Raw genomic sequence first — 295 nt, forward strand, 5'->3', positions numbered from 1 at the left:
AAGGTGGCCGATGAGCGCGGCACCCGCGAGCAGGCCAAGGCCATCCTCGACTTCCAGTACAGCAAGGACATCCAGCAACTGCTGGCCAGCTACAACTACCGTGTGCACAACCCGGAAGTGGTCGAGGCGACCAAGGCGCAGTTCGCCCCGGTGCGCCTGATCAACCCGACCGAGGTGCTGGGAACCTGGGACGAGATCACCGCCAAGCATTTCGACAACGGTGGTATCCTCGACCAGCTTCTCGCAGAGGGTCTCTGACAGCGACGGTCTGGCGTAGGGCGGGTGCAGCCCGCCA

The 295-nt window shown here is 64.1% G+C and carries 1 pseudogene; it reads left to right on the forward strand.

Going from position 1 to position 295, the window contains the following annotated elements:
- Nucleotides 1-258: pseudogene (locus VC352_RS24845) on the forward strand (sulfate ABC transporter substrate-binding protein); the annotation flags it as partial.
- Nucleotides 259-295 lie beyond the last annotated feature (37 nt).

Origin of the sequence: Pseudomonas sp. C11 (genome assembly GCF_034683865.1) — a bacterium.
GTDB lineage: Bacteria > Pseudomonadota > Gammaproteobacteria > Pseudomonadales > Pseudomonadaceae > Aquipseudomonas.